Origin of the sequence: Teichococcus aestuarii, from assembly GCF_003116135.1 — a bacterium.
Taxonomy (GTDB): domain Bacteria; phylum Pseudomonadota; class Alphaproteobacteria; order Acetobacterales; family Acetobacteraceae; genus Pseudoroseomonas; species Pseudoroseomonas aestuarii.
Map to the genome: position 1 here is coordinate 57186 of NZ_PDOA01000010.1, position 26275 is coordinate 83460.

Sequence of the window (26275 nt, forward strand, 5' to 3'; positions counted from 1 at the left end):
TCGTTGCTTCGGTGGCACTCTAGCGCGGCGCGGAACGGGCCGGAAGCGCAACCCGGATCGTCAGGTCACGATCTCGGGGGCGGGCGCCGAAGGGGCAGGCGGGGGAGGGGCAGGCGGGGGAGAGGCGGGCGGCGGCTCCGCGGCATCCAGGCGCAGCATCCGCGCCACGCGCTCCGCCTTGTCCAGCGCGCGGTCCAGCGCGGCCATGGTGGGGCCGAGATCCTGGCTGTCATCCTGTTCCCAGGCCCGCAGCGTGGCGATCCACACCGCCGAGAGGCCCTTGACCCGCAGCAGGCCCTGCAGCCCGCCCGCCTCGATGCGCGCCGCCTCCAGCATCCACTGCATCGATCCGGCCAGCACCGGCGCCAGCGCTAGGCTCAGCGCCGGGTCGCGCCGCATGTCGCGGCCGAAGCGGAGCAGGCCCTCGCGGTGGGGCTGCAGCGCGTCGATCCGCCGCATCAGCGTGTCGAACAGCCGGTCGCGCGGGGCGCCGCCGGTGCTCAGCGCGGAATCGGCCAGCACCGCCCGGTCCACGGCGCGCGCATGGCGGCAGAGCAGGGCGAACTTGGTGGGCACCATCTCGCGCAGCGCCTCGAGCGTCGTGCCGGCGCGCTCCGCCAGCTCGGCCATGGCGAAGCCATGCCAGCCCTGCTCGGCCACCAGGGACCAGAGGGCGTCGTTCAGGCGGGTCTCGTCGGGGGGAGAGCTTGCTTCGGTCATGGGAGGAGTCTGGGGTCCGCGCCGGGTTTCACCAGGGGGAGAGGCTGGCCAGGGGCACCGCGCCCCGCCGGGGAACAGCCGGCGGGGCAGGGGGTTTCAGCCGGGGGTTTCAGCCGGGGGGGTTCAGCCGGCCAGCTCGCGCGAGCGGGCGGTGGCGGCGGCGATGGCCTCGGACATCAGCTTCGGCCAGGCCTCGGGCGCCATCAGTACGTTCAGCGCGCGCTCGGTGGTGCCCTTGGGGCTGGTGACGTTGACGCGGAGCTGCGCGGCATCCAGCGGGCTGGCGGCCAGCAGCGCGCCGGAGCCCGAGACGGTGCGCCGCGCCATGCGCCGCGCCAGTTCGGGCGGCAGCCCCTGCTCGATGGCGGCCTTCTCCAGCACCTCGGCCAGCAGGAACACATAGGCCGGCCCGCCGCCGGAGACGGCGGTGACGGGGTCGATCAGCGCCTCCTCCTCCAGCCAGGCCACCTCGCCGATGGCGGCGAGCAGCGTGTCGGCCAGGGCGCGCTGCTCCTCCGTCACGCCGGGGCCGGCGAAGGCGGCGGTGAAGCCCTGGCGCACGGCGGCGGGGGTGTTGGGCATGGCGCGCACCACCCGAGCCTCGCCGCCCAGCAGCGCCGTCATGCCCGCCACCGTCTTGCCGGCCATGATGGAGACGAACAGCGCGCCGGCCCGCGCGAAGGCGGCGCAGGCGGGCAGCGCGGCCTCGGCCTGCTGCGGCTTGGTGGCCAGCACCACCACGGCGGGGGCGAAGCCGGCCGGGATGGACTCGACCCCGGCGCAGACCGTCACGCGGTCGGAGAAGGGGGCGACGGAGGCGGGCTGCGGCTCGACCACCACGGCCTGCCGCACGCCCCGCTCCAGCCAGCCCTCGAGCATGGCGCCGCCCATCTTGCCGCAGCCGACCAGCAGGATCGGCGGCAGGGGAGAGGCGGCGGGGGTGGGAGCCGGCACGGTCATGCCTCGCCCACGCAGTCCAGCATGGCGGCGGCCAGCGCCTCGGCCGGCGGCTTGCCGCCCCAGAGGACGAACTGGAAGGCGGGGAAGAAGCGCTCGCACTCGGTGATGGCGATGTCCACCATGTCCTCCAGGCTCTCGGCGCTGGCGCCGGGCGCGCCGCGCAGCAGCACGGCATGGCGGTAGACCGGCGCGCCATCCTCGCTGTCAATGCCGAAATGGCCGATCCAGAGCTTCTCGTTGGCGAGCGCCAGCAGCTCGTAGAGCGGGCCGCGCCGGTTGGATGGAACCTTCAGGTCGAAGGCGCAGGTGAAATGCATGGCGCTGATCTCCTGCGACCAGGAGAAGAACAGGCCATAGTCGCACCACTTCCCCGGTGCCTCGACGGCCATCTCGCCATCGGAGCGGCGCTCGAACACCCACTCATTGGCGGCGACGATCTGTTCCAGCACGTCGAGCGGATTGGCGGAACGGTCGCGGTCGGCGGTTTGCAAGCCGGACATCGCGGCACCTCCTTCCCTATCGGGGGACAGGGCCACCCAGGTCTTGGGTGAAGCCAGATGCCCACACCACAAAGGCTTGCATATCGCGGGCTCAAATGCCGTCGCAAGGGGCTTGGCCCGAGTCTGGCGGGGTGCCGGCGGATTTTCATCGCGCCGCAGCATGGGCGCCCCGGGCGGGGCTTCATCCGCCCGCCACCATGGGCAGCGCCGCGGCGCGGGGCTAGGGTCGCGCGCATGTCCGCCGATTCCGCCCTGGGCCCCGCCGCCGCCCCCCGCCCCGCCAGCCGGGAGCGGGCGATCGGCCTGCTCTGCGCCTTCGCCGTCGTGCTGGTCTGGAGCGGCTTCGCCCTCTCCGGCCGGCTCTCCGCCCGCCAGGCCTTCACGCCCTGGGATGTCGGCGCGCTGCGCTACGCCGGCTCGCTGCTGGCGGGGCTGGCGCTGGTGGCGCGCTTCGGCTGGCCGCGGCTGCCCTGGCGGCGCGCGCTCGGGCTGATGGCGGGCGCCGCCTTCGGCTTCCCGCTCGCCGCCTACTGGGGCTTCAGCTTCGCCCCCGCCGCGCATGGCGGCGTCATCATGACCGGGCTGCTGCCCTTCGCCACGGCGCTGCTGGCGGCGCTGTTCCTGGGCGAGCGCTTCTCGCGCGGCCGCGCTCTCTCGCTCGGCGTGGTGGCGCTGGGCATCGGGCTGCTGGCCTCGGACACCTTCGGCACCTATCCCGGCGCCTGGCGGGGCGACCTGATCTTCCTGCTCGGCTGTTTCTCCTGGGCGAGCTTCACCGTGCTGATCCGCCGCTGGGGCGTCTCGGCCATCACCGCCACCACGGTGCTCGCGCTCTACCCGCCGCTGCTCTACCTGCCGGTGTGGTGGCTGGTGCTGCCCTCCAGCCTCGGCACGGCGTCGCCGGGGGCGATCGGCTTCCAGTTCTTCTACCAGGGCTTCATCGCCGTGGTGGTGGCGGGCTTCCTGTTCACCCGCGCCGTGGTGGCGCTGGGCGGCGGGCTGACCACCACCATCACCGCGCTTACCCCCGCGCTCGCCGCCCTGGCCGCCTGGCCGCTGCTGGGCGAGCCGCTGGGCCTGGCCGGGCTGGCCGGCGTCGCCATGGTCTCGGCGGGCATGGCGCTCGGCGTGCTCGGCGGGGGGCGCTGAGCCGTGGCGGAGGCAATGCGCATCGCCCTGGCCGCGCCGCACCCGCGCCTGGGCGCGGTCGCGGCGAACGCCGCCGCCCTGCTGGAAGCCCGCGCCGGGGCCGCCCGCCAGGGCGCCGCGCTGCTGCTCGCGCCGCTGGCCTCGCTGAGCGGCGCGCCCGCCGCCGCCCTGGCCTGCTTCCCCGATTTCCGCGCCGCCTGCGAGGTGGCGCTGGCGCGCCTCGCCGCCGCCACGGCGGATGGCGGGCCGGGGCTGGTGGTCGGCCTGCCCTGGGCGGAGGGCGCGGTGCTGCATGAGGGGCTGGCGCTGCTGGAGGGGGGGCGCGTCGTCGCCCGCCGCGCCTGCCACCGGCTTTTGGCGGCGCAGGAGGGCGTCTTCGCCCCGGGCCCGTCGCCCGGCCCGGTGGCCTTCCGCGGCCTGCGCCTCGGCCTGATGGCCGGCGCCGACCTCGACGACCCCGCCGTGCCCGAGACGCTGGCCGAGACGGGGGCGGAGCTGCTGGTCTCGCTCTCCGCCACCCCCTTCCGCCGCAAGCCGGCCGACCGTGCCATCGACCGCGCCGTGCCGCGCGTGGTGGAGACCGGCCTGCCGCTGCTGGCGCTGAACCTGCACGCCGCCCAGGGCGAGGCGATCTGGCCCGGCGGCGGCTTCGCCCTGAACGCCGATTGCGCCCTGGCCGCGCGCTGGCCGGAGGCGGCGGACGGGCTCTGGCTGACCGAATGGCGCGCCGGCCCGCAGGGCTGGGCCTGCGCCCCGCAGCCCCTGCCGCCGCTGGAGGCGGAGCCGGCACGGCTGTGGCGCGCTTTGGCCTTTGCCCTGGCCGAGGCGGTGGCGCGGGGCGGATTCTCCGGCGTGCTGGTCGATCCGGCGCAGGGCGAGGCGGCCGCGCTGTGCGCCGCCCTGGCCGCGCCGCTGCCGGTGTGGCCAGCGGAGGCCGCGGGCGCTGAGGCGGGCCATGCCCGCGAGGCCGCGCTCTGGGCCGAGGCGGAGGCGCGCCGCGCCCTGCTGGTGAACGCCGCCGACAAGACGGCGCTCGCCCTGGGCGAGGGCCAGCGCGCCGGCCACTTCGCCCCGCTGCGCGACCTGTTCCGCACCGAGCTGGCGGCCCTGGCGGTCGCCCACGGGCTGCCCGCCCCGCCGGGCGATGCCGGCACCGACGGGCTGCTGCGCGGCCTGCTGGAAGAGCACAAGGGTGTGGACGCGCTGGCCGCCGGGGGATACGACCCCGGAGAGGTGCCGGAACTCTGGCGCCGCATGGCCGGGGCGGCCGGCTCCCGCCGCCGCGCGCCGGAGGGGCCCCGCCTCAGCCGCCACGGCTTCGGCCGCGACCCCATCGGCCATGGCTTCACCCACGCGACCACGGAATGACGAGCCCTATCTGCATGAGCGGCAACCGATGAGCGGCGATTTCGACGACACCATCTTCGCCCCCAAGGGCGGCTTCAGCGTGGTGATCCGCGACCTTTCGGGCGGCAACGGCGCCGAGCCGGTGGAGATCGTCCGCAACTTCCCGACCCTGCTGCAGGCCAACGGCTTCGCCCGCCGCTATGTGCGCGACAGCATCGAGCGCTGCCGCGCCCCCGGCCTGACGCCGGACGAGGTGCTGGCCGCCTGGTTCGCCTTCGGCGAGGATGCCGAGGTGACGGGCGCCGAGGCGCAGGGCTGGACCAGCGGCGCCGAGATCCGCGACTTCGCCGCCACGCCGAGCCGCGACCCGGAGGAGCGCAACTGGCGCATCCTCGACCCCCGCCGGCTCGAGGATGACGCGGATGCGGGCGAGGAGGGGGAAGAGGGATGAAGCTCCGCTTCGCGCCCAGCCCCACCGGCTACCTGCATGTCGGCAATGCCCGCGTGGCGGTGGCCAACTGGCTGCTGGCCCGCCGCCATGGCGGCCGCTTCGTGCTGCGCTTCGACGACACCGACACCGAGCGCAGCAAGCCGGAATATGCCGCCGGCATCGAGGAGGACCTGCGCTGGCTGGGCCTCGACTGGGACGAGAGCTTCCGCCAGTCCGACCGGCTCGACCGCTATGAGTTGGCGGCGGAGAAGCTGAAGAAGAGCGGCCACCTCTACCCCTGCCTGGAGAGCGAGGAGGAGCTGCGCTTCAAGCGCGACCAGCGCCAGAAGCAGGGCCGCCCGCCGGTCTATGACCGCGCCGCACTGAAGATGACGGCCGAGCAGCTGCAACGCGCGCTGGACAACGGCAAGAAGCCCTACTGGCGCTTCAAGCTGGCCACCCGCACGGTGGAGTGGCAGGACGGCGTGCTGGGCCGCCGCCAGGTGAAGCTGCCGCCCATCTCCGACCCCGTGCTGATCCGCGCCGACGGCTCCTTCCTCTACACCTTCACCTCGGTGGTGGACGACCTGGAGACGGGCGTCACCGACATCGTGCGCGGCGAGGACCACGTCACCAACACCGGCGTGCAGATCGACATCCTCGAGGCGCTGGGCGGCCGCCCGCAGGGCAGGCCGGGCGCCATCCGCTTCGCGCACCTGCCGCTGCTGACCGATGCCGATGGAGGGCCGCTCTCCAAGCGGCTGAACTCCATGGGACTGCGGCAATTGCGGCGGGACGGCATCGAGCCGGTGGCGCTGGTCGGCTATCTCGCGGCGCTCGGCTCCTCGCAGGACCCGGTGGCGGCGCCGCCGGCGGCGCTGGCGCCGGGCTTCGCGCTCGCCAACATGTCGCGCAGCACGGCGCGCTTCGACCCGACGCAACTGCTGGCGCTGAACCGCCGCCACCTGCACGGGCTGGACTTCGCCACGGTGCGGGACCGCCTGCCTGAAGGCGCCGACGAGACCTTCTGGCTGGCCATCCGCGGCAATCTCGACCTGCTGGGCGAGGCGCGGGACTGGTGGGAGGTGGCGCGCGGCGAGATCGCGCCGGCGCCGCAGCCGGAGGAGGCGGAGTTCCTCGGCGCCGCGCTGGAGACGCTGCCGCCCGAGCCCTGGAACGAGGAAAGCTGGAGCGCCTGGACCCGCGCCCTCGGCGCCGCCACGGGGCGCAAGGGCAAGGCCCTGTTCCTGCCGCTGCGCCGGGCGCTGACGGGTGCCGAGCACGGGCCGGAGCTGAAGCTCTTCCTGCCGGTGATCGGGCGGGAGCGGGCGGTGGCCCGGCTGCGGGCGGCGCGGGGCGGCGCCTAGGGCGGAACCCCCGCGGGGGCGCGCGGCGCCCCCCGCCGCCTACAGCGAGAAGCTCAGGCGCAGGCCGATGGCCTGGAAGCGGCGGTTCTCCTCATCCAGCCGCAGGATGCCGTTCTGGTAGTTCAGCATCACCGCCAGGGTCTCGGTGGGGTACCAGTTGAGGCCGGCCGTCCAGATGCGCTGGGCGCCGCCGCGCAGCACCGGGCCATTCCGCAGCTCGGCGGCGCTGTAGCGGCCGGCCAGCTCCCAGGCGCCCCAGGCGCTGTCCGCCTCCGGGGTCGGGCGCTTCCAGGTGCCGTCCTCGGCATCGTGCCGGCGTGGCCGGCCAAGCAGGGTGTAGGCGCCGGCCAGGTACCAGGCCTGGACCTGCCGGCCGCCGCTCTCCTCCGTCTCGACGCCGATGCGCTGGTATTCCGCCTGGGCGTAGAAGCGGCCGAGGCCGGCCGAGAAGCTCGGGCCCACCGCCCAGGCATTGCTGGCGCGTACCGCATCCGTGTCCAGCAGCTGCCGCCCGCTCAGCCGCAGCTCCGGGTAGTCGGACAGGGCGATGCTCTGCGGGTCGCTCTTGTCGCCGGGGCGGAACTGGTAGGCGCCGTTCACGCCGAGCTGCGCCACGAGCCCCTCGGGCGTGGGCAGCAGCGCCGTCACCCGCCCGACGAGCCCGCGCTGCCCCCAGCTGTTGGGCTGCGAGGCGAGGCCGCCGGTGACGTAGCCGGAGGCGGTCCACCGCTCGCCATTCGCCTCCAGGCCGATGGCGAGGCGCGTATCGCCCGAGGCCAGGCCGGAGGCGAGGTTGGTGGCGGCGGCGGATTCCATGAACAGCAGGTCGCGCGAGCTGCTGGCTTCCTCCAGCATGTGGCGCGGCTCGTAGGCACCCACCCGCAGCGTGCCGATGCCGAGCCCCGAATAGCCCACCCAGGCCTCGTAGAGGTCGCTGTGGTCGTTCGGGTCGCCGCCGAAATCCCAGGCGAAGGCGAAGGTCACATCTTCGCCAACGCTGGCCTCGAAGCCCAGATAGCCGCGCCGCAGATTGGCGCCGGGGCGGAATCCGCCGGGCCGGTTCTGGCCGAAATAGCTGCCCGCATCGGCGTCGAACTGCAGGGTCGGCGTCAGCCGAACCGCGCCATTGCCAAGGGAATAGGCCGTCTCCGCCCGCGCGGCGGCCGGCAGGGCGAGGACGAGCAGGGCGAGCAAGGCATGGCGCATGGGGCGGATGATCCGGCGCAGGGGCGGGGGCCGCCAGCCTTGGCGGGTGCCCATGGCGCCGTCAATCGGCGCCGGGCGGGAGGGGGTGGGCGGCTGGGCGGCGGGGCAGGGCCAGCAGCAGGGCGCCGAAGGGCATCAGCCAGGCGATGCGCGCCTGGTAGCGGTGGTGCGGCTTGGAGAGCGCGCCGGTGGCCAGCGCATTGCCCGAGACCGCGACCAGCAGCACCAGCACGAAGGCCAGCCGCAGCCGCCGCTCCGCCTCGGGCAGGGGGCCGCCGCGCCGGGCCAGCGCGCGCCAGAAGGCCAGCAGCCCCAGCGCACCCAGCACCAGCACCACGCCCTGCGGCCAGAGGAAGGGCGCGGCGAGGCCCTCCAGCCGGTCCTGCGCCTGGGCGGCGGCGTCATGCGCCGCCACCTCGGCGGGCGGGAAGGCCTGGACGAGGCGCGGGCGGACCGAATCACCCAGTGCGTGGCGGCTCAGCGTGTCTCCCACCCCGGCCTTGAAGAGCTGCGCCGCGCCATTGCCGAGCGCCGCCCAGCCCACGGCCAGGGGCTCGCGCCGCAGCGTCTCGGCCACGATGATCCGTGCCTCCTCCGCCAGCAGCACGCCGCCGAGGAAGCGGGGGCGGCCCTCGGCGTCGCGGTTCACCGGGCTGTCGGGGGTCCAGAGGAAGACGTCGCTGTCCGCCGGCAGGCGCCCGGCCCAGGCGCAGAGATACCAGCCCGATTGCGGGCAGCGTTCGGCGATGGTGCGCGCCGCCGGCCCGTCGCCGATCAGCCGCGCCAGCAGGAAGGTGGAGCCATAGGGCGAGAGGGAGAGCCGCCCATGCCCCACGGCGTTGCTGCCGAGCAGCAGCAGCACCGCCAGCCCGAGCGGCGCCGCCACCCGCAGAACCGGCCGCAGCGCCCGGGCGTAGAGCGCCGCCAGCACCAGCAGCGCGAAGGCCAGCGGCAGGTTGGACAGATGCGCCGCGATGGCGAGCGCGCCGAGCAGCAGCAGGTAGAGCGCCTCGCCACGGGACAGCGCGCCGGGTGGGGCGAAGCCCAGCAGGAACAGCGCCAGCACCGCCAGGGGGGTGAGGATGTCCGGCATCAGCAGCGCCGCCACCCAGGGCAGGGCGGTGAGGGTGGCGAGCGCGGCGCAGAGCAGCAGGTGCGCGGCCGGCGTGGCGCCCGTGCCCTGCCCGGTGGCGCGCAGCACGCGCTGGGTCAGCCACAGCAGGTGCGAGAGCGCCAGCCCCTGCGCCAGCAGCGGCGCCCAGAGCGTCTGTTCCCAATGGAACAGGTGCAGCAGCGGGCCGTAGATCCAGGGCTTGTCCCAGATCATCAGCGGCTCGACCGTCTGCGCCAGGAAGGCGCCGGTGTCGCTGAACAGCAGCGGGTAGCCGTTGAGGAAGGCGGGCCAGACCAGCAGCGGCACCGCCGCGAGGATGGCGGCGAGGCGCCCGGCCCGGCGCATGGCGCTAGACGGCCTGCCGCCAGCGCTCGGCGGCGGCGTCGTCGCTGGCGCGGGCCTCCACCCAGCGCTCGCGCCCGTCGGCGAATTCCTCGCGCTTCCAGAAGGGGGCGCCGGTCTTCAGCCAGTCGATGAGGAAGGCGCAGGCCTCCAGCGCGGCGGTGCGGTGGGCGCTGGCGGCCAGCACCAGCACGATCGGCTCGCCGGGCAGGATGCGCCCCACGCGGTGGATGACGGTGCAGCCGGTGAGCGGCCAGCGCGCCTCCGCCTCGGCGGCAATGCCGGCCAGCGCCCGCTCCGTCATGCCGGGGTAGTGCTCCAGCACCAGCGCCGCGATGCCGTCATCGGCGCGGCACAGGCCGGTGAAGGCGGCGATGCCGCCGACATCGACACGGCCCTCCGCCAGCGCCGCCTGCTCGGCCGCGATGTCGAAGGGTGCTTCCTGCACGCGGACCGTGGCCATGGCCTCAGCCGCCCGTCACGGGGGGGAAGAAGGCCACCTCGTCGCCCGGCCGCACCGGGTGGTCGGGCGGGCAGAATTCCTGGTTCACCGCGGCGCGGATCTGCCCCGGCTGGGCGAAGGCCGCCGCATGGCCCGGGCTGCGCGCCGCCAGCCAGCGCATCAGCCCCGCCACGTCCGCCACCTCGGCCGGCGGCTCCAGCGTCTCGGCGCCCTGGCCGACCTTCTGCCGGACCCAGGCGAAGTAGAGGATTTCCATGGCCATCAGCGCGGCGTCGGCACCTGGCGCACCGAGCCGTCCTGGCCCAGCAGCGTGGTGGTGGCCCCCTGCGGGATGGCGACGCCGGAGCCGCCGCCCGGCGAGTTGTAGGTACTGTAGCCCGCCCCCTCCGTGGTGGTGACGGCCGGCCCGGAGGGGGTGGGGATGACGCGCCCGGCGCGGCGCGGCGGCGGGGCCGGCTCGGCCGGCGGGGGCGGGGCCTGGAAGTCGGCGCGGTTGTCGCGCGGCAGCACGGTGCCGGGGGTCAGCAGCTCGGGCGGCGTGCTGCTGCCGCGCGGGATCGGCCGGTTCGGCGGCGGCGGGTCGGCCGGGCGGTTGAGGATGTCGGGCGTGCCCAGGGTGGGGCGCTCGGCCTGGTCCTCCTCGGTGGGCCAGACATTGCCGGGCACCGGCATCAGCGGCTCCGCCTGGGTCGGCATGCCGAGGATGCGCTGGGTGGTCAGGCTGTCGGCCGGCACGGTGATCGGGTCGCCGGTGAAGGAGGAGGCGCAGGCGCCGAGGCCAAGCAGCAGCGCCAGCCCCGCCGGACGCGCCCAGGGGCCGGGCCTGCCGGGAGTCTTGCCACGTGAAAGCTGGGCCATCCGCCCCTCCTGAGACTGCGTTGCGGGAAAGATGCGCCCGCCCTGCCGCCCGCTCAAGTGCGGGGGCCTCAAGGGCGGGAGAGTTCCTTGGGGGCGGCGTTGGCGCGGGCGCTGTCCTGCTGCCCGGCATGGCGCAGCCCGGCGCGGAGATAGTCCCACCCCGTCAGCAGCGTCAGCGCGGCCGCCAGCCACAGCAGCAGCTCGCCCAGCGCGCCGATCGGCAGCAGGCCGAGGCCGAGGGCCCCGGCGCCGCTGTCGCCCGCCAGCAGCACGCCGAGGGCGGTCATCTGCACGCCGGTCTTCCACTTGGCCAGCCGCGTCACCGGCAGGCCGACGGCGAGGCCTGCGAGATACTCCCGCAGGCCCGAGACCAGGATCTCCCGCAGCATGATGACGATGGCCGGCAGCAGCCCGAGCAGCGAGAGCCGCCCGAGGCCGGCCAGCAGCATCAGCGCCGCCGCCACCAGCAGCTTGTCCGCGATCGGGTCCAGCATGCGGCCGAAGGCGGAGGTGAGCTGCCGCTCGCGGGCGATCTTGCCGTCGAAATAGTCGGTGATGGCGGCGGCCGAGAACAGCGCGCAGGCCGCCACGTCGCCCCATGGCGTCTGCAGCGCCGCCAGCAGCACCAGCAGCGGCACCGCCACGATGCGGGCGAGGGTCAACAGGTTCGGCAGGTCGGTCGGCACAGTGTTCTCTTCCCGAGCTTTATCCCGCGGGGCGCCCCGGCGGCTTGCCCGATGTGTGCTTTCCCAAATTCGCCCCGCCCGCGCCAGGGTGGAAATGCTCATGGATGCGCGCCGCCATCGATGGACCGACGCCCGGGCAGTTGCCGAGATCCTCGAGGCCGGCCTGCCGCACCCCCCGCGCCGAGCCGAAATGGTTGAGCAGCCGCCGCTTCAGCGCGCTGCCCACGCCGGGGATTTCGTCCAGTTCGCTGCGGGTGATCGACTTGGAGCGGCCGGCCCGGTGGGTGGTGATGGCGAAGCGGTGCGCCTCGTCGCGCAGGCGTTGCAGGTAGTACAGCACCGGGTCGCGCGGCGGCAGCTGGAAGGGGGCGCGGCCGGCGCTGTGGAACCATTCCCGCCCCGCATCGCGGTCCGGCCCCTTGGCCACCGCGACCATCGGCAGATCCTCCAGCCCCAGCTCCGCCATCACCTCGCGCGCCGCCGAGAGCTGGCCGGCGCCGCCATCGATCAGCACCAGGTCGGGCCAACCCTCGCCCTGGCGCTCCGGGTCCTCCTTCAGGGCACGGCCGAAGCGGCGCTCGAACACCTCGCGCATCATGGCGAAGTCGTCGCCGCCGCCGCTGGCCACGCGGCTGCCGCCGCCGGGGCGCCGGTTGGCGGGGCGGGGAGAGGGGCGGGTCTCGGCCAGGCCGCCCGGCACCTCGGCGGCGATCTCGGGCGGAATCCGCGGCGCCTCGACCGGCGCCTCGACCGGCGCGGCGGCGGGCGGGGAGGGAGCGCCCGGCGGATCGGCCGGCGCCGGGGCCGGCGGCGGCAGCGGGGACAGGGACGGGGGCGGGGGTGCGCCGTGGCGCAGCGCCGCGGCGCCGGCCAGGCCGGTGCCGCCCTGGATGGCGTATTTGCGGTAGGCGGTCTTCAGGAAGCCTTCGGGCCCGGCCACCACCATCACGCCATAGGCATGGCTGCCCTGGATGTGGCTGTTGTCGTAGATCTCGATGCGGCGCGGCGTCTCGGGCAGGTCGAACAGCGTGGCCACGCCCTCCAGCAGCGCGGCCTGGGCCGTGCCCTCGGCCAGGCGGCGCTCCAGCGCCTCGCGCGCATTGGTGCTGGCGTGGTCCACCGCCATCCGCTTCTCGCCGCGCTGCGGCGCGTGCAGCTCCACCTTGCGGCCCGCCTTCAGCGCCAGCGCCTCGGCGATCAGCCCGGCATCCGGCAGGGGATGGGAGAGCAGCACCAGCGGTGGCGGCGGCAGGTCGTCGTAAAGCTGGGTGAGGAAGGCGGAGAGCACCTCCTCCGGCTCGGCATCGTCCTTCAGGTGGGAGGGGAAGAAGGAGCGGTTGCCGTTGTTCCGCCCGCCGCGGAAGAAGAACACCTGCACGCAGCTCTGCCCGGCGATCTGGTGCAGCGCCACCACGTCGGCGTCGCCCACCCCCTCCAGGTTGATGGCGTTCTGCCCCTGCACATGGGTGAGGCCGCGGATACGGTCGCGGAGGGCGGCGGCGCGCTCGAACTCCAGCGCCTCGGCCGCCTGCTCCATCTCGGCCGCCAGCCGCTTCTGGATGGAGGGCGTCTCGCCGGAGAGGAAGCGTTTGGCGTCGCGCACCAGCCCAGCATACTCCTCCGGGCTGACGCGGCCGACGCAGGGCGCCGAGCAGCGCTTGATCTGGTGCAGCAGGCAGGGCCGGTCGCGGCTCTCGAACACCGTGTCGCGGCAGGAGCGGAGCAGGAACACCTTCTCCAGCGCGGTGATGGTCTGGTTCACCGCCCAGGCGCTGGCGAAGGGGCCCCAGTAGCTGGCGCCCTTGCGCTTCTCGCCCCGGTGCTTGCCGATCTGCGGGAAGGGGTGGTCCTCGGTCAGCACCAGCCAGGGGTAGGACTTGTCGTCCCGCAGGACGATGTTGAAGCGCGGCCGCAGCCGCTTGATGAGGTTGGCCTCCAGCAGCAGGGCCTCGGCCTCGCTGCCGGTGGTGATGATCTCCATCCGCCGCGTGCCGTGCACCATACGGCGCAGCCGCTCCGGCAGGCGGGCGAGCTGGGTGTAGGCCACCACGCGCTTCTTCAGGCTGCGCGCCTTGCCGACATAGAGCGCGTCGCCCTTGGCATCGAGCATGCGGTAGACGCCGGGCGAGAAGGGCATGGTGGCCAGCGCCGCCTCGATCACCGCGACGCCTTCCAGCACGGGCGCCTCGGAGCCGTCGCCCCCGGTGGCCGCTTCTGCGGGAGCAGGCTCGCCAGGGTCGGGCCTGTGGGGGTCTGGCGCGTCGGCGGCTGGCTCGTCCGGGCCGGTGTTCTGCATGGGGCGGATCAACCATGTCGGGCGGGCCGGCTCAAGGGCAGGAGCCGGAGGACTTGCCCACAGAAGCTGTGGAAAACCCTGTGGATGAACAGGGGGTGAATGCAGGGAAATGGCTGTCATCTGCGCTTCACACGACGATGCCTAGAGTTTGGGCAAAAAATCAAACTGTTGTTTTTAAATGATTTATATGAAAATCAGCAGCTTCCGGCCCGTCAAGAGGGAGAATGCCATTGACGCGGCGCCGCAAGCAGCGGGGTGCGCTGGGCGGTGGATGAAATCCCGTCCGCAGAGACGGCCAGTATCACGGAAGCGTGATATATACTCTTTGTGTTCTGTTTTGCCGGCGTGTCGACACGGAAACTTGTCCACCGCAGCGGTGGAAAAGCCTGTGGATTACGCCGCTCTCCCTGGAGCGAAACTTTGTCGTAACACGCATTTTCACGAAGTGCCTGAGAAGCGGGCAGAGCTCGGTACGGAACGGCAATGTGAAAACCATGCCGGCCGCGCATGGCGGTCATGCCGCACAGCCGCGAATACCGCGGCGCGCTGTTCGCGCGGCCCGCGAGACCCGCGAGAGGGCCGGACACGCCCCGTCCGGCCCTCTCGGACGAGGACCGAGGCAGGAAGTGCCCAGCATCTGGGCACGGCTTCAGCCGCGCCGCCGTTCCACCGTGACGCCCACGCCTTCCACATCGGCGATGATGTCCGGCTTCTCCACCGTGACCCTGGCGAGCCGGATGCGGCCGTCGCCCGCCAGCAAGGCGCAGGCGATGCGCTCGGCCAGCGTCTCGGCCAGACGGGTGTGGCCGGCCAGCGCCAGGCCGCGGGCGGTGTTGGCCACCGCCTCGTAATCCACCACCCGCTCCAGCCGGTCCTCTCCCACGCCATGGGGGGCGGCGTCGTCGGTCACCAGCAGCTCGATGTCGATCAGCACGCGCTGCGGCGCCGCCTCCTCCTCCGGATAGACGCCAAGGCGCGCCGCGACGCCGAGGCGGCGGATGAAGACGCGCCGCAGGCCCGGGGCCGCGTCCGGGGTGGCATCGGGGGTGACATCGGGGGCGATGCTCATGGCGCGGCCCTCTCGCCGTTCTGGGGCGGCCTCTGGGGCGACCATTGCAGGTGCTGGCCGCCATCGAGGGCGATCATCTGCCCCGTCATCGCCGGCAGGGACAGGATGGCGAGCACGGCACGCGCCACCTCCTCCGGGCTGGTGCCGCGGCCGAGCGGGGTGCCGGCGCATTGCGCGGCGAAATGCTCGGGCGTCTGCCGCGGGCTCGGAATGGCGGGGCCAGGGCCGATGCCGTTAACCCGGATGCGCGGCGCCAGCGCCAGGGCGAGGCTCTGCGTCAGCGCCCACAGCCCGGCCTTGGAGACGCTGTAGCTGACGAAATGCGGGGTGAGGGACCAGACGCGCTGGTCCAGCATGTTCAGCACCAGCCCCTCGGCCCGCTCCGGCAGGGCGGCGGCGAAGGCCTGCGCCAGCACGAAAGGCGCGCGCAGGTTGGGCTCGATATGCCGGTCCCAGCTCTCGCGTGTGGCGTCGTGCCATTCGTCGCGCTCGAAGGTGGCGGCGTTGTTCACCAGCACCCCCACCGGGCCGAGCGCCGCCTGCGCGGCGGGCAGCAGCCCCGCCACCTCCGCCTCGCGCTCCAGCGCCGCCTGCAAGGGGAGGGCGCGGCGGCCGAGGGCGCGGATCTCCGCCGCCGTCGCCTCGGCCGCATCGGCGCTGCCCCGGTAATGCAGGGCGATGTCGAACCCGGCCTCCGCCAGGGCCAGGGCAATGGCCCGCCCCAGCCGCCGGGCGCCGCCGGTCACCAGCGCGACGCGGGGGATGGTGTCTGGAATCTGCATGGCCGCACAGATGGCAAGGCGGCGCGCCAGCGTCCAGCACCCGGCGTCTGCCGTCCTGCATTGGCCGGGCATGGCCCAGGGGCCGGTCTGGCATTCGGCCCGAGCAGGATGCGCCGCCGCCGGGCATTCCCATCTGCGGGAGCATGGAACGCCCCTGCATCAAGGTCTGCGAACTCGACGAGGACACCGGATGGTGCCTCGGCTGCGGCATGACCAAGCCCGAGCGCAAGGCCTGGAAGCGCATGCCCGGCTATCGCGACGCCATCCTGGAGAACCTCCCGGCGCGGCTGGCGGCGCTGGCCGCCGAGGGGGCGGTGACGGGCGAGGCGGCGCGGCGGAAGAAGAAAGGCTGACGCGGCGAAGCGGCGGCTGCCCCCCTTGGGGTCAGGCCAGCGCCGCCTTGCGCACCTCCTCGCGGATCTCGGCCATCAGCCGGGCCTTCAGCGCGGCGAAATCCGGCGTGGTCTTCACCGTCCAGTCGCGCGGATAGGGCAGGGGCACCGGCACCTCCGCCTTCACCCGGCCCGGACGGGCCGACATGACCAGCACCCGGTTGGCCAGGAACACTGCCTCGTCGATGTCGTGGGTAACGAACAGCACGGTCTTGCGGGTCTCCGGCGTGTCGGCGCCCCACACCTCCAGCAGCAGCTCCTGCATCAGCTCGCGCGTCTGGTGGTCGAGCGCGCCGAAGGGCTCGTCGAGCAGCAGGATCTCGGGATCGTTGGCCAGGGCGCGGGCGAGGGCGGTGCGCTGCTGCATGCCGCCCGAGAGCTGGCGCGGCCAGTGCTCCTCGAATCCGCGCAGCCCGGTGCGGGCGATGAATTTCTCCGTGGTCTCGCGGATCTGCGCCTCGGGAAGGCCCCGCTCGCGCAGGCCGAACGCGATGTTCTGCCGCACCGTCAGCCAGGGGAACAGGGTGTAGGACTGGAACACCATGCCGCGGTCCGGCCCCGGGCGCGTCACCTGCCGCCCGTTCAGCGTCACATGGCCGCCCGTGGGCCGGTCGAGCCCGGCCACGATGCGCAGCAGGGTGGACTTGCCGCAGCCCGAGGGGCCGAGGATCGAGACGAACTCGCCCGGCGCCACGTCGAGGTCGGTGGGCTGCAGCGCCAGCGTCGGCGCGGCGCGGCCCTGGCCGGGGAAGGTGCGGGTGAGGCCGCGGATGGACAGACCCATGGGAAGGCCCCGCATCGCCTGCGCGCCGCCGCTCACAGCGAGGCCCAGCGGAACAGGCGGCGGTTGAGCGCCTTGAACAGCAGGTCCGTCACCAGCCCGATCAGGCCGATGACGACGATGCCGAAGATCATCTGCCCCGTGTCGAGCAGGCGCTGGCTGTCCATGATCATGTGGCCGATGCCGCTCTGCGCGCCGATCAGCTCGGCGACGATGACGTAGGTCCAGGCCCAGCCCAGCACGAGTCGCAGCGCCTCCATCACCTGCGGCGCCGCGGCGGGGATGATGACGCGCCGCAGGATGCCGCCCTGCCGCGCCCCCAGCGTGTAGGCCGCCTCCACCAGATCGATCCGCGTGGCGCCGGCGATGACGGCGACCATGATGACGATCTGGAAGACGCTGCCGAGGATGATGACGGAGAGCTTCTGCGCCTCGCCCACCCCGGCCCAGAGAATCAGCAGCGGGATGAAGGCGGAGGCGGGCAGGTAGCGGGCGAAGGAGATGAAGGGCTCGAAGAAGGCCTCCACCGGCTTGTAGGCGCCCATCATCAGCCCGAGCGGCACGGCGAAGGCGGCCGCCACCAGGAAGCCGCCCAGCACGCGCCACACCGTCATGCCGATGTCGCCGAGGAAGTTGTATTCGGTGAAGAGGGACCAGCCGGCGGCCAGCGCGCGCCCGGGCGAGGCCAGGAAGAGCGGCTGCACATAGCCCCCCAGCGTCACCAGCGCCCAGAGGCCGATGAACAGCGCGAAGAAGCCGATGCCGAGCAGGACCCGGACGGAGGCGGAAACAGGTTTCAGGGGTTCCACGGAGCCTCGTTCATCCAGCGTCAACACAGCGGTGAAGAACTGGTATGCAATTGACGGGCCGGCCGCAATGGCATCATTGGCCCAGTTCAAGCTGTGGCATGCAGAACACTATGCTCACGATTTCGTGCTGCCCATTTAAATTGCGGGAAGATGACAGGCGCAATCTGGGGTAGTGGTGTCGGCCTCGCAATCATTGGCAGTCCCCTCTTCATGCGCTCCAGCCATCTCTCCGCCCTGCTGCTCGCAACCACCGCCCTGTGCGCCCTGCTCGCGCCCCGCGCCGGCCATGCCGCGGACAATTTCAACCTCGACCTGAATGTCGGCGGCCAGAGCTACAGCCGCAGCTACAGCACCCTGGACGACCTGCTGAGCGTGCTGGACCCGGGTGGCATCCAGGCCATCGCGCCGAACTACCGCCCCGGCGTGCCGGTCAGCGCCATGGTGAACCTGCGCGGCGTGCCGGCCCAGGTGGTCTCCACCCCCGGTAGCAGCGCCCTCCGGCTCGTCGTTCCCGGCGCGGGCGTGGAGCGCACCTTCGATGCCGGCACCCTCGCCGCCTCGCGCCGCGAGCTGGAGAGCTTCGCCAAGGGCGACGCCCCGGGCGCGACCGAGGAGCTGCAGCGAATCGCCAAGGCCGTGGTCTCCACCACCACCGCCGATCCGGTGGCGGGCAACCCGGGCTCGCTGCTCGGCCAGTCCGTGATGGCCGACTACGCCGTCGCCACCCGCCTGCCCGGCGACCTCGGCGACATGACGCCGCGCGCCGCCGGCTGGCATTTCGGCGCTGGCGTCAACTTCAACAGCCAGAGCACGCGCGACTTCGACACCAACGTCTACCAGCTGCCGCTGACCGCCTCCTACGCCTTCCGCCAGGACGGGCCGGAGGTGTTCTTCAACCTGCCGCTCAGCATCACCGAGACGGGCGGCGCCGTGTCCTACATCGGCTCCGGCTCGCTCGGCGTGCGGCTGCCGGTGGTGACGACGCCGGAGCTGCGCTGGGCGGTGACGCCCGCCGCCCGCTGGGGCGCCGCCGGCTCCGAGGAGATCGGCGCCGTCGGCATGGTGTGGGGCGGCTCGATCACCAGCGACCTGCGCATCGGCCTGCCCGGCCAGCTGACCCTCGGCGTCGCCAACGGCTTCGGCTACTACATGACGCGGCCGCTGAAGGTCGGCGAGTACGACGTCAAGTACGACCTCAGCAACCCGTACTTCCGCAACGGCGTCTCGCTGACCAAGCCGGTGGGCGAGGTGTCCGGCCGCCCCGTCACGATCGGCGCCTCCTTCGTCGACACCCGCATGACGGGCAGCGACCTGGCGGTCTCCAACTGGCAGGAATACGGCGTGACGGCCACGGTGGGCCGCGTCATGCCGGTGCGCCTCAGCGCCACCTACATCGACGGCGAGCGCGGCTATGAGGGCTTCCGCTTCGGCCTGAGCATGGCCTTCTGAGAAAGGCGGCCGGGGGAGGGTGCTCCCCCGGCCAGTGTTCCCCGGCCGGTGTTTCCCCGGCCTGCTGCCCTTCCGGCTCTCAGGCCAGGAAGCGGGTGTCCAGCAGCTTGCCGAGATCGGGGGATTGGCGCACCACCCCGGCCTCCTTCTGCACCTCCAGCGCCTTGGTCATGAACTGCGGCAGGCCATCGGCCACATAGGCGCGGTTCTTCGCCGCATCCTGCCACTCGATGAACTGCGCGCTGGCCTTGAAGGCCTCGGCGCTCTGGTTCACCCGCTTGCCCATGATCTCGTAGGACCTGTCCGGCTCGCGCGCGATCATCGCCAGCGCGTCGTGCCAGCTCTTGACCACCCGCTTCACTGCCTCGGGGTTCTTCGCCACGAAGTCCGGGGTGAAGGCCAGCGTGTCCACCACGCAGGGGTGCTGGATGGTGGTGGCCAGGATGCGGCCCTTGTCCTCGCCCATCGCCCGCACCTGGGAGAGGTAGGGCTCGTAGGTGGAGCAGCCGTCGAACTGGCCGGCGACGAAGGCCTGGGCGGCGGGCTGCGGCGCCAGCGTCGCGGTCTGCACGTCCTTGATGGTCATGCCGTTCTCGCGCAGCATGTAGGCCAGCACGAAATAGGGCGTGGTGCCCGGCCCATCCACGGCGATGGTCTTGCCCTTGAGGCCCGCCCAGCCGCCGACCGAGGGGCGCACGGCGATGCCGTCGCCGCCCTTCGAGCGGTCGAGCACCAACACCTGCACCAGCGGCATGGTGCTGCCCCACAGGATCATGGTGTCGACCGTGGTGACGACGCAGTTCAGCGCGCCGGCGGCCAGCGCCAGGTTGCGCTCGCGCTGCGGCACGAAGCGCGTCTCGACCTCGATGCCGTTGGCCTTGAACAGCCCGGCCTGCTCGGCCAGGGTCAGCGGCGCGAAGCCGGTCCAGCCGGACATGCCGATGGTGATCTTGGGCAGGGTCTGCGCCCGCAGCACGGATGGCAGGGCGAGCGCGCCGGCGGCGGCGCCCAGGAACAGGCGGCGATGCATGATGTGGTCTCTCCTCAGGGCCTGGCGGCCTTCCCCCATTGCCGCTGAGGGTAGCGCCGCCGCCGGGCCGCGGGGAAGGGCTCAGCGCCGCCGGTCGAGCAGCAGCGTGGCGGCACTGACCCCGAGGCAGACCAGCAGCAGGATGAAGCCGAGGGCGAGCGCCAGCGGCAGGTCGCCCTTCTGGGTCTCGAGCGCGATGGCGGTGGTCATGGTGCGCGTCTCGCCCCGGATGTTGCCGCCCACCACCAGGATGGCGCCGACCTCGGCGATGGCGCGGCCGAAGGCGGCGAGGAACACGGTGGCCAGGGCCGGCCGCGCCATCCGTACCAGCTCCAGCCCGCAGCGGAACGGGCCGGCGCCGTCGATGCGCAGCGGGTCGCGCACCTCCTCCCACTGCGGCGCCAGCGCGCGGTGGGCCAGCGCCGTGACGATGGGCAGCGCCAGGACGGTCTGCGCCATCACCATGGCCTGGGGGCGGAACAGCCAGCCGAGCGGCCCGAGCAGCCCGCTGCGCGAGAGCAGCAGGTAGCAGACCAGGCCCACCACCACCGGCGGCAGGCCGAGCGCCGCGTTGGCCAGCACCAGCATCATGCCACGGCTGCGGAAGCGGCCGATGGTGAGCAGCGCCGCCAGCGGCAGGCCGAGCAGGAAGGCGAACAGCGCCGCGCTGCCCGAGACGCGCAGGGAAAGGCCGACGATGCGCGTCAGCTCCGGGTCGGCGCCGCCGATCAGCCGCAGCGCCAGCAGAAAGGCTTCGGCCAGGTCAGTCATGGCGGGAGAAGGGCATGGTGCGGCCGGAATGCCCATTGCGGGAGGCGGGGGCAAGCCCGCCCCTGCCGCTCCTTGCCGGCATCTGCCAGGGTGCCTGCAGAGGCGAAAGCCGGGAGAAACCTGCTCTGCGTCAAGGAATTCTTTGGCGGATCGGGGCCATTCTGGAGTGGCCCGAGTTTGAGGATCCGAGACATGCCGCACGATGCCGCCACCCCGCGCCACCTCCTGGTGCTCGATCCGCGCCAGACGGCCTGGGGCGCGCTGCTGGCGGCCGCGGGCGAGGACGTGGCCGTGCTGGTGCTGGACATGGCGCGGGACGGGCTGGTGCAGGTGGCCGAGGTCGCCGCCGAGCTGGCGCCGCTGGAGAGCATCCGCTTGGTCGGGCCGGGCGGGGCCGGCCGCGTCACCCTGGGTACGGTGGTGCTGGAGCCGGAGACGGCGGAGGAGCGCGGCTGGGTGCTGGCGGCGCTGGGCGCCACGCTGCTGCCGCAGGGAAGGCTGGAACTGCTGGAAATGGCCGGCGCCGGCGCCAGCGGGGGCCGGCTGATGGCCATGCTGGGGCGTGCCCTGGGGCGGGACGTGATGACGGAGGAAAGCCGCTTCGGCGCGCCGGAGATGACGGTGCCCGCCGCTCTGAGCAGCCCGGCCTGGGTGTGGGCGCCGCGCGGCCATGCCACGGCCGAGGCTGCCGCCCTGCGCTGAAGGCCGCCGCCTCTCCGGTTCCGTGCGCCACGGCAAGGGCACGAGAGAAAATGCCCGCCCGAGAGGCGGGCATTTCCTTCATGCATCCGCGGGCCGGGGATCAGTCCTCGTAGCGGAAGCCCTGCATCGCCTTGACCTGGTCGCGGGTCATGGAGAGCGTCATCCGGTCGCGGTTGTTGGCGGCGGGCGTCAGCTGGGAGACCGGCACGGCCACATACTTGTCGGTGAAGCCCAGGCGGGATTCGACCTCGATGACCGCGAGCACGACCTGGTTCTGGGCGTTGAGGATCAGGTCCTCAACCTCGCCGATCTCCACATCGTCCGAGCTGTAGACATCGCGGTCGAGCATCGCCTTGGCGCGGGTCTGGCCGGACTCGATGCGCGTCTGCGCGGCGGCCGGGGCCTGGCCGGTGCTCTGCGCCTGGGCGGGCAACACGACACCGCCCAGCATGAAGGCCGTGGCGGCGCCAGCGAGCAGGATCTTGCGTGTCATGATGGCGTTCCTTCTTCCGAGTCTGGATACGCCGCTCTAACGCGCACGGGCAGCGCCAGGTTGATGAAGTATCCGCGGCAGAAACAAAGGCGTTCCCCCCGTCCAGGGTTGGGCTAGATTCCCATAATCCTCGAAATGTCGTTGACTCCGGCCGCAGGCAGAGATATTTCGAATTTCATCGAAAGGTGAGGGGTGGCATGGAACCGAAGCAGGCTGTGGCGGCCCTGGGTGCCCTGGCCCATGAGCATCGGCTCGCGGCCTACCGCCTGCTCGTGGAGGCGGGCCCCGAGGGATTGCCCGCCGGCGTCATCGCCGAGCGGCTGGGCACGCCGTCCTCGACACTGACCTTCCACCTGCAGCAGCTCCTGCAGGCGGGGCTGGTCACGCAGCGCCGCGCCGGCCGCCAGCTCCTCTACGCCATGGCGCCGGCATCCATGAACGCGCTGGTGGCCTACCTGACCGAGAATTGCTGCGGTGGCGAAGCCGCCTGCGCCCCTGCCTGCGGGCCGGCGGCCCAGGCCACCCGCCTTCGCAAGACCTCCGCAGCCTGAGGGCACGAGGATGCCCGGCAAGACCCGTGAGGCGCCCCGCCAGCGGCCTCGTCCAGCCGCCTGGCACAGGCCGGGAGGCGGCGCGGCGCCGGGGATGCACACAGCCAGAGGGAAGGCGTCGTGACCGTCACCATCTACCACAACCCGGCCTGCGGGACGTCCCGCAACACCCTGGCCCTCATCCGCAACAGCGGCGAGGAGCCGGAGGTCATCGAGTATCTGAAGACGCCGCCGACGCGGGAGGCGCTGGCCGGCCTCATCCGGCGCATGGGCGTCCCGGTGCGCGACGTGCTGCGCCAGAAGGGCACGCCCTATGCGGAACTCGGCCTCGGCGATTCCTCGCTGACCGACGACGAGCTGCTCGACGCCATGATGGCGCACCCGATCCTCATCAATCGGCCGGTCGTGGTGACGCCGCTGGGCGTGAAGCTCTGCCGCCCGTCCGAGGCGGTGCTCGACATCCTGCCGAACCCGCAGCGGGGCGCCTTCGCCAAGGAGGATGGCGAACAGGTCGTCGACGCACAGGGCCACCGCCTGATCTGAGCCGGGCGCCCGCGCCTTTCCGTCCCTGAACGCGGCGCGCGGCGCCGCTGCCATCCAAGGCAGCGGATGGGCCGGCGCCGCGCAACGCCCGAGAGAACATGCCCCATGCTGGCCCTCGCCATCTTTGTCCTCACCCTCGTGCTGGTCATCTGGCAGCCACGCGGCCTCGGCATCGGCTGGAGCGCCATGGGCGGCGCCGTGCTGGCGCTGCTGACCGGCGTCATCGGCTGGGCCGATGTGCCCGTGGTCTGGGGCATCGTGTGGGACGCCACCTTCACCTTCGTGGCGCTCATCATCATCTCGCTGCTGCTCGACGAGGCGGGCTTCTTCCAGTGGGCCGCGCTGCACGTGGCGCGCTGGGGCGCCGGCCGCGGGCGGCGGCTGTTTCCGCTCATCGTGCTCCTCGGCGCGCTCATCGCCGCCTTCTTCGCCAATGACGGCGCGGCGCTGCTGCTGACGCCCATCGTCATGGCCATCCTGCTGCGGCTGAATTTCTCCGCGGGCGCCACGCTGGCCTTCATCGTCGCCTGCGGCTTCGTGGCCGACACCACCAGCCTGCCGCTGGTGATCTCCAACCTCGTCAACATCGTCTCCGCCAACTACTTCGGCATCGGCTTCGACCGCTACGCCGCCGTCATGGTGCCGGTGAACCTGGTGGCGCTGGCGGCGACGCTCGCCGTGCTCTGGGCCTATTACGGGCGCCAGATCCCCGCGCGCTATCCGCTGGCGCAGCTGGAGGCGCCGCGCACCGCCATCCGCGATGCCCTCGTCTTCCGCGCCGCCTTCCCGCTGCTGGCTTTGTTGCTGCTGGCCTATTTCGTCCTGGCGCCGCTCGGCGTGCCGGTGGCCGTGGTGACCGGCGCCGCGGCCCTCATCCTGCTGGTGCTGGCCGGGCGCTGGCACCGGGGCGGGCAGGGCGGCGTCATCCCCATCCGCAGGGTGGTGGGCGAGGCGCCGTGGCAGATCGTCGTCTTCTCGCTCGGCATGTACCTCGTGGTCTACGGGCTGCGGAACGCCGGGCTGACCGGCCATCTGGCCGGGGTGCTGGAATGGCTGGCCGGGCATGGCCTCTGGGCCGCGGCCATCGGCACCGGCTTCGGCGCCGCGCTGCTCTCCTCGGTGATGAACAACATGCCGGGCGTGCTGGTCGGCGCCCTGGCCATCGAGCAGGCGCAGGGCATCCCGCCCGCCATCCGCGAGGCGATGATCTACGCCAACGTCATCGGCTGCGACCTCGGCCCCAAATTCACCCCCATCGGCAGCCTGGCGACGTTGCTGTGGCTGCACGTGCTGGCGCGCAAGGGCACCACCATCACCTGGGGGCAGTACATGAGGGTCGGCCTCGTCATCACGCCGCCTGTCCTCCTGGCGGTGCTGGCCGCCCTGGCGCTCTGGCTGCCCGTGGTGGGCGCGCCATGAGCGAGGGCGCCCTGCACGATGTGGTGGTCATCGGCGGCGGGCAGTCCGGGCTCGCCGCCGGATACTTCCTGCGCCGGAGCGGCATTTCCTTCGCCATCCTGGACGCCCATGACCGGCCGGGCGGCGCCTGGCCCGGGGCATGGGATTCGCTGCGGCTGTTCTCGCCCGCGGCGATGAGTTCGCTGCCCGGCTGGCCCATGCCGCCCTCGGAGGGGGGCTATCCGGGCCGCGACCATGTCGTGGATTACCTGGCCCGCTACGAGCAGCGATACGGCCTGCCCGTCCGGCGGCCCGTGCGCGCCGAAAGCGTCCTGCGCATGGAGGGCGGCCTGTCGGTGCGGACCGACCGTGGCACCTGGCGTGCCCGGGCCGTCATCAGCGCGACCGGCGGCGCCAGCCGGCCCTTCATCCCGCCCTGGCCCGGCGGTGCGCTGTTCCAGGGCAGGCAGATCCATTCCTCCGCCTACCGCTCGCCGCACGTCTTCGCGGGCCAGCGCGTGCTGGTGGTGGGCGGCGGCAATTCGGGCGCGCAGATCCTGGCCGAGCTTTCCCGGGTCGCCGAGACGACATGGGTCACGCTGGAGCCGCCCCGCTTCCTGCCGGATGAGGTGGATGGCCGCGTGCTGTTCGCGCGGGCCACCGAGCGGGTGCATGCCCAGATGCAGGGCCGGGAGCCGGCCGCGCCCGGGGGCGGGCTGGGCGACATCGTCATGGTGCCGCCGGTCCGCGAGGCCCGGGACCGGAACAGGCTCCACGCCGTCCGGCCATTCGCCCGTTTCGTGCCGGAGGGGGTGGTCTGGCAGGACGGGACGCAAAGCCCCGTGGACGCCGTCATCTGGTGCACGGGCTTCCGCCCGGATCTCGGCCACCTGGCGCCGCTCGGCGTGCTGGAGGCCGATGGGCGCGTGGCCGTCGAGAACGGCCGCTCCACGCGTGAGCCACGCCTCTGGCTGCTCGGCTACGGCGACTGGACCGGCGCCGCCTCCGCGACCCTGGCGGGCATCACCCGGTCCGCCCGCGGCACCGTCCATGCCATTCAGCACTTCCTGACAACGGAAAGATCCTGATGCCCGCTGACCTCGACCTCTCATTGCCCAACCTTTCCGAAGACCAGGTTGAGATGCCGGACCGTGGGAAGCTCGGCATTCCCGGCGCCAGCCGGCATCCGCCGCGCATCCTGCTGCTCTACGGCTCGCTGCGCGAGCGGTCCTACAGCCGCTTCCTGACGCTGGAGGCGGAGCGCCTCCTCCGCCGCTTCGGCGCCGAGACGCGGGTCTTCGATCCCCGCGACCTGCCCGTTGTGGACAGCGTGCCCGCCGACCATCCCAAGGTGGTGGAACTGCGGGAACTCTCCCTCTGGTCCGAGGGCCAGGTCTGGTGCAGCCCGGAGCGGCATGGTGCCGTCACGGGAGTCCTGAAGAACCAGATCGACTGGCTGCCGCTGGAAAGCCGGGGCGTCCGGCCGACCCAGGGCAGGACGCTGGCGGTGATGCAGGTCTCCGGCGGCAGCCAGAGCTTCAACGCGGTCAACACCCTGCGCCTGCTCGGGCGTTGGATGCGGATGGTCACCATCCCCAACCAGTCTTCCGTGCCCAAGGCCTTCGAGCAGTTCGACGCGGCGGGCCGGATGCTGCCGGGGCCGCTCTACGACCGCGTCGTGGACGTCATGGAGGAGCTGGTGAAGTTCACCCTGCTCACCCGCGACATCTCGGCCCACCTCACCGACCGCTACAGCGAGCGCAAGGAGCGGGCGGAGAAGCAGGCCAGGGAAGATCTGGCCAGGGAGGATCTGGCCAGGCTCTCCGGCGCGGCCGGATGAGGGCGCCGCTGCTCATATAACGGCGCGCACTTAGATGGACTGCGCACGCCGTAACCCTTTGATCTGCGGCGTGCGCCTCTGCACGTTCCACGGACAGGCGCACGGCTTTCTTCAGACTCGGAGCCACCGAGTGCGCCAATCCCGAGACCAGAAAATCTGCCAACAATGTCAGGGTGTTAATGGCTTGGCGATGGTGAGTTCTTCGAAGCCTGCCGCGCGCGGCAAGT

29 protein-coding genes are annotated in these 26275 nt (G+C 72.7%); 12 read left to right on the forward strand and 17 right to left on the reverse strand.

All coding sequences use genetic code 11. The features are described from left to right. Positions 1-60: 60 nt before the first annotated feature. The 3 genes from CR165_RS15055 to CR165_RS15065 all read right to left on the reverse strand — a co-directional run bounded on the left by CR165_RS15055 (position 61) and on the right by CR165_RS15065 (position 2180). On the reverse strand, positions 61-720 hold the full coding sequence (locus CR165_RS15055) for a TetR family transcriptional regulator (protein ID WP_181378186.1): 660 nt from the start codon (positions 718-720) through the stop codon (positions 61-63). A gap of 123 nt (positions 721-843) precedes the next feature. After that, positions 844-1680 carry a pyrroline-5-carboxylate reductase gene (proC, locus tag CR165_RS15060; protein ID WP_109517819.1) on the reverse strand — a complete coding sequence of 279 codons (837 nt, stop codon included), beginning with the start codon at positions 1678-1680 and terminating at the stop codon, positions 844-846. Then, complete coding sequence (locus CR165_RS15065; RefSeq protein ID WP_109517820.1) at positions 1677-2180, reverse strand: type III secretion system chaperone family protein; 504 nt, start codon at positions 2178-2180, stop codon at positions 1677-1679. Before CR165_RS15065 ends, proC begins: the two co-directional genes overlap by 4 nt. Before the next feature lie 234 nt (positions 2181-2414). On the opposite strand from CR165_RS15065, the gene CR165_RS15070 reads away from it, so the two are divergent. From CR165_RS15070 to gltX, 4 genes are read left to right on the forward strand one after another with little or no spacing between them, the layout of a single operon-like run. Continuing rightward, positions 2415-3329 (forward strand): DMT family transporter, encoded by a 915-nt coding sequence (locus CR165_RS15070; protein WP_109517821.1) that lies wholly within the window; start codon positions 2415-2417, stop codon positions 3327-3329. A gap of 15 nt (positions 3330-3344) precedes the next feature. Beyond that, on the forward strand, positions 3345-4697 hold the full coding sequence (locus CR165_RS15075; protein WP_109517822.1) for an NAD(+) synthetase: 1353 nt from the start codon (positions 3345-3347) through the stop codon (positions 4695-4697). A gap of 28 nt (positions 4698-4725) precedes the next feature. Continuing rightward, positions 4726-5127 (forward strand): hypothetical protein, encoded by a 402-nt coding sequence (locus tag CR165_RS15080; RefSeq protein WP_109517823.1) that lies wholly within the window; start codon positions 4726-4728, stop codon positions 5125-5127. Then, positions 5124-6473, forward strand: coding sequence for a glutamate--tRNA ligase (gene gltX / locus CR165_RS15085; protein WP_109517824.1), 1350 nt, complete (start codon positions 5124-5126; stop codon positions 6471-6473). The genes CR165_RS15080 and gltX overlap by 4 nt, the downstream gene beginning before the upstream one ends. A gap of 39 nt (positions 6474-6512) precedes the next feature. Here the strand turns inward: gltX and CR165_RS15090 are convergent, their stop codons facing one another. The 9 genes from CR165_RS15090 to CR165_RS15130 all read right to left on the reverse strand — a co-directional run bounded on the left by CR165_RS15090 (position 6513) and on the right by CR165_RS15130 (position 15289). Further along, entirely contained in the window at positions 6513-7679 is a 1167-nt protein-coding gene (locus CR165_RS15090; RefSeq protein WP_181378187.1) for an OprO/OprP family phosphate-selective porin, read from the reverse strand. Between the two features lie 61 nt (positions 7680-7740). After that, positions 7741-9138 carry a hypothetical protein gene (locus CR165_RS15095; RefSeq protein WP_245906459.1) on the reverse strand — a complete coding sequence of 466 codons (1398 nt, stop codon included), beginning with the start codon at positions 9136-9138 and terminating at the stop codon, positions 7741-7743. A 4-nt stretch (positions 9139-9142) separates the two neighbouring features. Continuing rightward, positions 9143-9598 (reverse strand): molybdenum cofactor biosynthesis protein MoaE, encoded by a 456-nt coding sequence (locus tag CR165_RS15100; RefSeq protein ID WP_109517826.1) that lies wholly within the window; start codon positions 9596-9598, stop codon positions 9143-9145. A gap of 4 nt (positions 9599-9602) precedes the next feature. Further along, positions 9603-9854, reverse strand: a complete 252-nt coding sequence (moaD, locus tag CR165_RS15105) for a molybdopterin converting factor subunit 1 (RefSeq protein ID WP_109517879.1) — start codon at positions 9852-9854, stop codon at positions 9603-9605. Between the two features lie 5 nt (positions 9855-9859). Continuing rightward, positions 9860-10456: a hypothetical protein gene (locus CR165_RS15110; protein ID WP_109517827.1), complete on the reverse strand. Its 597-nt coding sequence runs from the start codon at positions 10454-10456 to the stop codon at positions 9860-9862. Between the two features lie 68 nt (positions 10457-10524). Next, a complete protein-coding gene (pgsA, locus tag CR165_RS15115) occupies positions 10525-11142 on the reverse strand; it encodes a CDP-diacylglycerol--glycerol-3-phosphate 3-phosphatidyltransferase (RefSeq protein ID WP_109517828.1) in 618 nt (205 codons plus the stop codon). Between the two features lie 19 nt (positions 11143-11161). Then, positions 11162-13438 (reverse strand): excinuclease ABC subunit UvrC, encoded by a 2277-nt coding sequence (gene uvrC / locus CR165_RS15120; RefSeq protein WP_408887539.1) that lies wholly within the window; start codon positions 13436-13438, stop codon positions 11162-11164. Positions 13439-14087: 649 nt separating this feature from the next. Further along, positions 14088-14507: a dihydroneopterin aldolase gene (locus CR165_RS15125; RefSeq protein ID WP_109517829.1), complete on the reverse strand. Its 420-nt coding sequence runs from the start codon at positions 14505-14507 to the stop codon at positions 14088-14090. Further along, entirely contained in the window at positions 14504-15289 is a 786-nt protein-coding gene (locus CR165_RS15130; protein ID WP_109517830.1) for an SDR family oxidoreductase, read from the reverse strand. The genes CR165_RS15125 and CR165_RS15130 overlap by 4 nt, the downstream gene beginning before the upstream one ends. Positions 15290-15432: 143 nt before the next feature. On the opposite strand from CR165_RS15130, the gene CR165_RS15135 reads away from it, so the two are divergent. Next, a complete protein-coding gene (locus tag CR165_RS15135; protein ID WP_109517831.1) occupies positions 15433-15642 on the forward strand; it encodes a DUF1289 domain-containing protein in 210 nt (69 codons plus the stop codon). A 31-nt stretch (positions 15643-15673) separates the two neighbouring features. On the opposite strand, the gene CR165_RS15140 is transcribed toward CR165_RS15135, so the two are convergent. After that, positions 15674-16465, reverse strand: a complete 792-nt coding sequence (locus CR165_RS15140) for an ABC transporter ATP-binding protein (protein WP_109517832.1) — start codon at positions 16463-16465, stop codon at positions 15674-15676. Positions 16466-16497: 32 nt separating this feature from the next. Next, the gene (locus CR165_RS15145) at positions 16498-17271 is read right to left on the reverse strand and encodes an ABC transporter permease (RefSeq protein WP_109517833.1); all 774 of its coding nucleotides are present in this window, start codon (positions 17269-17271) and stop codon (positions 16498-16500) included. A gap of 210 nt (positions 17272-17481) precedes the next feature. Between CR165_RS15145 and CR165_RS25090 the strand changes: the two genes are divergently transcribed. After that, positions 17482-18720 carry a hypothetical protein gene (locus CR165_RS25090; protein ID WP_181378188.1) on the forward strand — a complete coding sequence of 413 codons (1239 nt, stop codon included), beginning with the start codon at positions 17482-17484 and terminating at the stop codon, positions 18718-18720. A gap of 79 nt (positions 18721-18799) precedes the next feature. On the opposite strand, the gene CR165_RS15160 is transcribed toward CR165_RS25090, so the two are convergent. Then, positions 18800-19750: an ABC transporter substrate-binding protein gene (locus CR165_RS15160; RefSeq protein ID WP_109517836.1), complete on the reverse strand. Its 951-nt coding sequence runs from the start codon at positions 19748-19750 to the stop codon at positions 18800-18802. Between the two features lie 81 nt (positions 19751-19831). Further along, entirely contained in the window at positions 19832-20521 is a 690-nt protein-coding gene (locus CR165_RS15165) for an ABC transporter permease (RefSeq protein ID WP_109517837.1), read from the reverse strand. A gap of 192 nt (positions 20522-20713) precedes the next feature. Between CR165_RS15165 and CR165_RS15170 the strand changes: the two genes are divergently transcribed. Beyond that, positions 20714-21223 (forward strand): DUF4347 domain-containing protein, encoded by a 510-nt coding sequence (locus CR165_RS15170; protein ID WP_109517838.1) that lies wholly within the window; start codon positions 20714-20716, stop codon positions 21221-21223. A gap of 100 nt (positions 21224-21323) precedes the next feature. On the opposite strand, the gene CR165_RS15175 is transcribed toward CR165_RS15170, so the two are convergent. Next, on the reverse strand, positions 21324-21716 hold the full coding sequence (locus tag CR165_RS15175) for a PRC-barrel domain-containing protein (RefSeq protein WP_109517839.1): 393 nt from the start codon (positions 21714-21716) through the stop codon (positions 21324-21326). Positions 21717-21913: 197 nt separating this feature from the next. Here CR165_RS15175 and CR165_RS15180 point away from each other — a divergent pair, with 197 nt between their 5' ends. The 5 genes from CR165_RS15180 (at position 21914) to arsH (ending at position 26048) form a co-directional block, all read left to right on the forward strand. Further along, positions 21914-22267 (forward strand): ArsR/SmtB family transcription factor, encoded by a 354-nt coding sequence (locus tag CR165_RS15180; protein WP_109517840.1) that lies wholly within the window; start codon positions 21914-21916, stop codon positions 22265-22267. 120 nt (positions 22268-22387) lie between these two features. Beyond that, the gene (gene arsC, locus CR165_RS15185; RefSeq protein ID WP_109517841.1) at positions 22388-22810 is read left to right on the forward strand and encodes an arsenate reductase (glutaredoxin); all 423 of its coding nucleotides are present in this window, start codon (positions 22388-22390) and stop codon (positions 22808-22810) included. A 105-nt stretch (positions 22811-22915) separates the two neighbouring features. Further along, positions 22916-24229: an arsenic transporter gene (locus tag CR165_RS15190; RefSeq protein WP_109517842.1), complete on the forward strand. Its 1314-nt coding sequence runs from the start codon at positions 22916-22918 to the stop codon at positions 24227-24229. After that, positions 24226-25296 carry an ArsO family NAD(P)H-dependent flavin-containing monooxygenase gene (locus CR165_RS15195; RefSeq protein WP_109517843.1) on the forward strand — a complete coding sequence of 357 codons (1071 nt, stop codon included), beginning with the start codon at positions 24226-24228 and terminating at the stop codon, positions 25294-25296. The genes CR165_RS15190 and CR165_RS15195 overlap by 4 nt, the downstream gene beginning before the upstream one ends. Further along, on the forward strand, positions 25296-26048 hold the full coding sequence (gene arsH / locus CR165_RS15200; RefSeq protein ID WP_109517844.1) for an arsenical resistance protein ArsH: 753 nt from the start codon (positions 25296-25298) through the stop codon (positions 26046-26048). Before CR165_RS15195 ends, arsH begins: the two co-directional genes overlap by 1 nt. Positions 26049-26275: the final 227 nt, after the last annotated feature.